Source organism: Rhodocytophaga aerolata (assembly GCF_030503435.1).
Lineage (GTDB): Bacteria > Bacteroidota > Bacteroidia > Cytophagales > 172606-1 > Rhodocytophaga > Rhodocytophaga aerolata.
This window is the reverse complement of the sequence record NZ_JAUKPO010000093.1, coordinates 1-6,183: the sequence shown is the minus strand read 5'-3', so window position 1 is coordinate 6,183 and position 6,183 is coordinate 1. Positions and strand designations below refer to the sequence as shown.

Sequence of the window (6,183 nt, the reverse complement as noted above, 5' to 3'; positions counted from 1 at the left end):
TACAAAGCTAATTCATTTTGAGCCCTTTATGCTTTTACTAATCCATAGTTCACGTCAAGTTAGTAATTACATACCCTTTTACCTACGTACACCGCTAAGTATATATACTTCTAAAAGAGAAGGAGGCTCAGCTAAAAAGTAAATCATCCAACTACCTGATACCTTTGTAAATACAAATCGGTTATGGCTATTATTGGTTTTTTAACCATAAACTAAATTGGTCTACTTTCCCTGGGTTGTCTTTTAGCCACTTAGCAGACTCTTCGCTTGAGGCTTGGGTGATATAATAACAAAAAGCATACATATGGTCAGTTTGGGCTAGGCTTTTAAATAATGGCGCATAGAGCTGATTCCACAAATTTCTATCTTTCTTTTTTACTTTTTGACTAGTGGAGAACTCAAAAAACATCTCTGTATCTTCAATAAATAATTGGCCGGCTGTTTTGTTTTTGTTCTTTTCTTTCACTTCTTCTGTAGTCTTTGCTGCTTGCATTAATGCCATCATCATGTCTGTAGCGCCCCCTTTTGAGTCTACAGTAATCGTGATATGTTTAGGATTCTGCTCATCAATTTTTACCCCTGCTTTCATCACAGACAGCAAAGAACGATAGGCTTCTTTCGAACGCTCGGTTGCTGGTTCAAGTAAGAGGAAATAATAATATCCAAGCATACTCTGTGTTTTTGCTCCCTTGCTACCCATACTATTGGCGAGCATTAAATGGCTGCTGGCATGAGAAGGTTGAAGCTCAATAGCTTTGAGCAGATTTTTTTCAGCCCCTTGTTGATCCGCTACGCGCAAAAGGGTTAAGGCTAAATTGTAATGCACTAAGTAGTGACTCCCAAACTTTTGAAGACATTTTTCAAAAACCATCACTGCTTCTTTGGGCCTGCCTAAATCATCGAGTGCAGAGCCTTTGACTAGATAGGCAGGCATCTGGTTTGCATCTAGCTTAAGGGCTTGCTCACTGTATTTCAAGGCATTTTTGTGATCTTTGATGGCCTGATAGGTCATAGAGATTTCATAATTTGCCAGGGAAGAAGTAGGCTCAAGGGCTAATGCTTGCTGATAGAGGTTGATCGCCTGCTCATATTGCCCCTTATCAAAGCATGCGATCCCTTCTTTTATAAGATCTTGGCTTGACTGAGCAAATGCAGAAAAACAAATAAGCATCAACAGCATTGCTCCTCTTAACGAGTGAACTAAAGTTTGCACCATGGTACTGGACATAAAGGAGAAAATAATTTTCTCTTAATCGTCTATACCATTCAAGATGTAACTACATGATAGGTGGGCGGATCAGTAGATCACTGAACTAAACGTAAGCTAGCTAACTTACGAAAACATACAAGATGAACCTACGCCTTCTAAGAGTAAATGAAGAAATTCACCTAAACCATCCACCTGTTTATAGCTAGCAATTATATGGGCTATGAATGATAAGCACAGTATGCCTACAAAAGACATGAATGCCCAAAGCCTGCAAGCAAGGTATGACATAAGCTAAAAAACAGGAAGTTTAGTTGTTTTCTATTTTGAGTAGTTGTTACTCTTTTTCTACACCTTTTCCTAGACTAGGAGAGCTGCTTCCTAACAGTTGAATCATTATTGGAATGGTAGCGGTAAGGGTACCTAATAAAGCGATGGCTTGTTTATAGGTTTCTTGCTGGGTTAGTGACAAAAATCCAACTAACGCAATCACCACCAAGATCAGAGGTCCTTTTATGGCACTCCAGGCCCCACTAGTTAACGCTTCACTTTTCATTTTTGAAACTTCTTCCGGCGAGATGGTGGTAAGGATATAATTACGGAAACTGTGGTTCATAATCCACAGCGTTCCATCATAGACGAGTAATCCTTTTTCTATCAGCGCTATGATCACCTGCGTATTTTTTGAGTTCACCAGGCCATCTTGTGCAATATCATAAAGGATGTATTGCTCTTCCCGGGTGCAGGCTTTCCATAAACACTGGTAATGTGTGCGGGCGATGCTTTGAATTTTTAAAATAATATCGCCCTGCGATACTTTATTGCTTAGAAACTGGCTTTCCATGGATGCTTTCAATGCATACAGAAAAGGTCCGTGTCCCTCACACTCCTGTTTGATCAGTGCTTTTTTCTTTACTGCTTCTTCCATGTTACAAATTGGTTAAGGCTTTTTATAAAAATCACTACTTTGCTATACTATTTTACCGCTAGCTCTGCTCTGCAACGCTTTGCTGGGGCGGGCTGATTTTGGTTTTTCGAGCTCATCCGCTTTTCCATTGGTATGTCCAGCCAGAGGATAATTGGTATTGATATGGTAGAATTGTTGATTGAAATTTCCTACTACCTTCTGCCAGCGATTTAGTATTTGTTGGATAAGCAGTTTCTCTTCTATTTTTTGCCTGTCTATACTTTCAAGAAAGGCTTGAGAGAGTTGGACAGGATCTTTTTGGGAAACAATCAAGAGGCGTATGTCTTTTTTTATGAGTAATTTTTCAATTGCTTGAAGTATCTCTAGTGCCCTGTTAGGGGAGTAGAAAAGGATATACTCAAAATAACTGAAAATAAGTAATTTAAGATGAGGTGTGGGGACACCTGTTGAGTCTGTTATCAGCGTTGGATTGGCTGTACTTAGATTAATCTCGGTTGAGTGATCGATAGAAGTTACATAGCGGGTAATAAAATTATTGGATTCTGAGAGGTACACCCCAGTCAGGAATACATTTTTTTCTCTGCCAGTATTTCATCTGCTATGAGTTTGAAATTCGTTGGCAGCGGGTAGTTTTCATCGATTATCCCTAAATTGAATAGACGAAAGACAGCAAACCGGCATAAAGAGAATAGCAAATATAGTAGAGTGCCCCAGATAATGAGAAAAACTGTTAAGGAAGTTGGGTGGCTTACATAGCTTGACCAAAAATGAGGAAGATCCGCCTTGAGAATCAGGTCCTCTTCCTCCGCATTGCCTTGATTGAACCCGGCATACCGCAAGATGCATGTCAGCTTGGAAAGTGAACCCTGAGGATCTCTGCTAAATGAAAATTGATGTGAGCCACTGTTGGTCCCAAAAGATAAATGCTGGTTTTCTACGACCACCGGATTATAGAGAAATTCATTGCGGAGCCTATGTGCAAAGTCATCTTGGTGAGTAAATTCATTAGGAAGTGCATGCGTATCCGTTTCGATGGAAGACTTGGCTCCTTTTTGTTTATCTACCCCTTTATCTTTTTTGTGATGCGCTACCGTGGAATGGTAGCTATGCTGCTTGAAGTTTGCCTGCAAAAATACCAAGGAGTGTAGGAAAGAAACTTTATCATCAGCGTTGGCAAAGGCAATCTCCCTATACGTATCCTCTATATTATCCTTTCGTTTAGTGAGATCCTGGGCCATTTTCATTAAATAATGCTTGGCGGCCACCTGCTGTTCATAATTATATGTTTCCCGAAAGAAAGACACTGCCGGTAGTACACCAATAAGCAATACCCAGAGGGAAAGAAAAGCTAAATAATTTTTGGTTAAGGTAGAGAAAGGAATTTTGCTCGTAATGTAGATTGGTAAAGAAGAGGGCTTTATCAGACTCCAGGGCAGAATAATCGCTAGCAGGAGTAGCTGGAAGAAGACAAGCAGCCAAAATTCTGACGAAACATTTTTCAGCCATACATACAGGTTCAGGAGCGCAACAAGTAGTAAAAAGGATACAAAGAATCTATAATTTATCTTTCTACTGAAGCTACGGAACGTTTTTAGGTGCACCTGATCGTAAAGCAACAAATGAGCAGCCAGAAAAGAATAAATCGCCGTTAGCGCATGTAGGGTAAGGGCTGTAGAGACAAAGGGTAATCCATTGGTATACTGATTGGTTTTTTCAACCAAGATAGCCTGATACGGGTAGAAAAAATAAACCAATACCAAACCCAACATACTGATAAGGATACCTGATAGACGCCTGTAGGCTGAAGCTTTCTTTCTATTAGGCCTAAGCCAGGCAAAAGGAGAGTTTTCACCCCGCAACCGGAAATCAGATACGTATGAAAATTTTTGTGCCATCAACAACACACACAGCGGAAGTAAGCAGATCAGGTAGCAGAGAAACGATAGGGTAATTGTTAAAACGCTGGTAGTTTTGCTATAATCCTTGTTATAAAATACCACCAGATGCAGGGGCAGATGTTGGATCTGGCTTACATAGGCCTCGTACTCTTTTCCATTATAGGTTAACTCCAGATGCGTGTTGCTATTGCCCAGCAAGGCAGATTGTAACAAACTGTTGTCTTTGGTTTCCTTAACAAACTTTTCTTGCAGATTTTTGCGCTTGTCTGAATGAAACCAAGGGGTTCCCCGATCATCCAGGATACAAAATCCGTACCCGAGCGGCAGGATGGGATCCACCACCGAATAGAGCTCTGTTTCAATGGCTAATCCCGCATAGGTAACCGGAAGCTGACTGCTGGCAGATATATGTGTGTTGCGATAAGCTGTGGAGATAACGGCTAAATTTTTACCGGTGATACGGTCAAAAATGGGCATAAACCCAACAGCTATCCACGAAGTATCTGATAGTGGCAAAGACCAGGCCCGGTCATAGATAATTTTTTTAAAATACTCCCGGTCACCCACATATACAGAGGGCGAGGTTTTGTCTTCTATGGTCCAAATTTCCCTGGAATATCCAGCTGAATCTATCCAGAAAGCATCTTTCAAATAAGGATAATAAGCAGGATATAACGTATTGGCAGTATCTTTCTTTTGGGAGAGAATCGTTGTATAGGATCTAATAGCTGTATTGGATCTAGCAGTTGTATTGGATCTGATAGGTGTATCTTGTTTGGCTAGATGCTTATAGGCATGCAGCTGTAAACCAATGGCTTTTAGTTCAGCAACTAAGCTAGCAGAGATGCTTTTAGATAGAGATTCCAGATCATCCCGTTTGATTTGTTTATCTGGAAAATATTGTTCATACATGGCAAACAAGAGCAGCGTGATCAGGAAGGAGCCCACGATCATCGAACAAACCGTAAAGAAAGCATCACTTGCCCGCACCCGTTCCCATTCGCTCATAATCAGAAGCTTAAAAAAAGGATAGCCCAAGGCTAGCAGCATTAACAGGATTAGCATGACAATCACTGTGAACATGGGAACGGCAAATACCTGGGCTTGGTATCTTTTCGATTTGATCAGGCCACATAAAACTAAGCCTTGTATTTTTCCCATGCTTACCGGTTGCACAAAAACTTTATAAGCTATACCACTGATAATGATCGGCTGCGCCCTGTTAAGTAAACTATCATTGATCTGGTGGTGGAAAAAACCACTAGTAAAGGTTTCATAGACAACTTTATATGAGGCGGGTCCCTTTCTTGCGGATGTATCTGTTTTTGATAGCGTATTGGTATCATAAAATAACACAAATTCATCAAACACTTCCGGGATTGAGGGCGAGAGCAGTGGCGATACAAATTCAGCTAATCTGGTGCTTGCCTCAAAATAAATAATGGTAGAATCTAGATTAATTTTCTTCAATTTTTTCAGAGGTGCCGATGAGAGCTCGCTTCTTAAATCTGCGGTGTCTTTGATTGACATGAGCCATCCGCTGGTGATTTCTAGTAATCTGGCACGCTTCATGGAAACCTGTACACTAGCCAATGGGATAGGTTTTATGCTTCTAAAACGCAGGCTTTTATTAAATACACCTCTTTTATCACTGAGCGTAGCATGGGCAGTAGCCTTCCCTGAAGGAATGGTATCGGCAAGCAAACCTGTCAGATAGCCTGCCTCGCGGCGGGCGTTGATTAGCGTTGTAGCGTATTTAACTCCTAAGTTTTCATCTATCTGGCTTAAGATGCGGAATGCTCTTTCATTCAGGTAGGATTCGTTGCTTTTTACATAGAAAAAAAAATAGAATAAAAAACCTAGGGTCAATACGACAAAGGTGATGGCTGTTATCCGGTAATGTTTTAGCTGGGTTGTCTTGATTTTCATCGGTAGATGATCACAGGTTGAAAAAGAATGGCATAGTACGTTAAACCACCTCTCCAGATCAGCAGCTGGTGTATGATTAGGAAAGCAAAGGAACTACTCTTAAAAAGTAGTAGAATGTGCATACTTATAAGAAATATAAGTAACCGTTCTCTGATTGATCAGGCTATATAAACAAGGATAGATTATAAACAAGGATAGATTATAAACAAGGATAGATTATA

4 protein-coding genes are annotated in these 6,183 nt (G+C 40.4%); all 4 read right to left on the bottom strand.

Annotated features, from left to right (window positions below; all coding sequences use genetic code 11):
* Positions 1–190 precede the first annotated feature (190 nt).
* Entirely contained in the window at positions 191–1,228 is a 1,038-nt protein-coding gene (locus tag Q0590_RS36280) for a tetratricopeptide repeat protein (protein WP_302042586.1), read from the bottom strand.
* 316 nt (positions 1,229–1,544) lie between these two features.
* A complete protein-coding gene (locus Q0590_RS36275; RefSeq protein ID WP_302042585.1) occupies positions 1,545–2,135 on the bottom strand; it encodes a hypothetical protein in 591 nt (196 codons plus the stop codon).
* Positions 2,136–2,177: 42 nt separating this feature from the next.
* Positions 2,178–2,690, bottom strand: coding sequence for a hypothetical protein (locus Q0590_RS36270; RefSeq protein ID WP_302042584.1), 513 nt, complete (start codon positions 2,688–2,690; stop codon positions 2,178–2,180).
* Between the two features lie 5 nt (positions 2,691–2,695).
* The gene (locus Q0590_RS36265; protein ID WP_302042583.1) at positions 2,696–5,962 is read right to left on the bottom strand and encodes a cache domain-containing protein; all 3,267 of its coding nucleotides are present in this window, start codon (positions 5,960–5,962) and stop codon (positions 2,696–2,698) included.
* Positions 5,963–6,183: the final 221 nt, after the last annotated feature.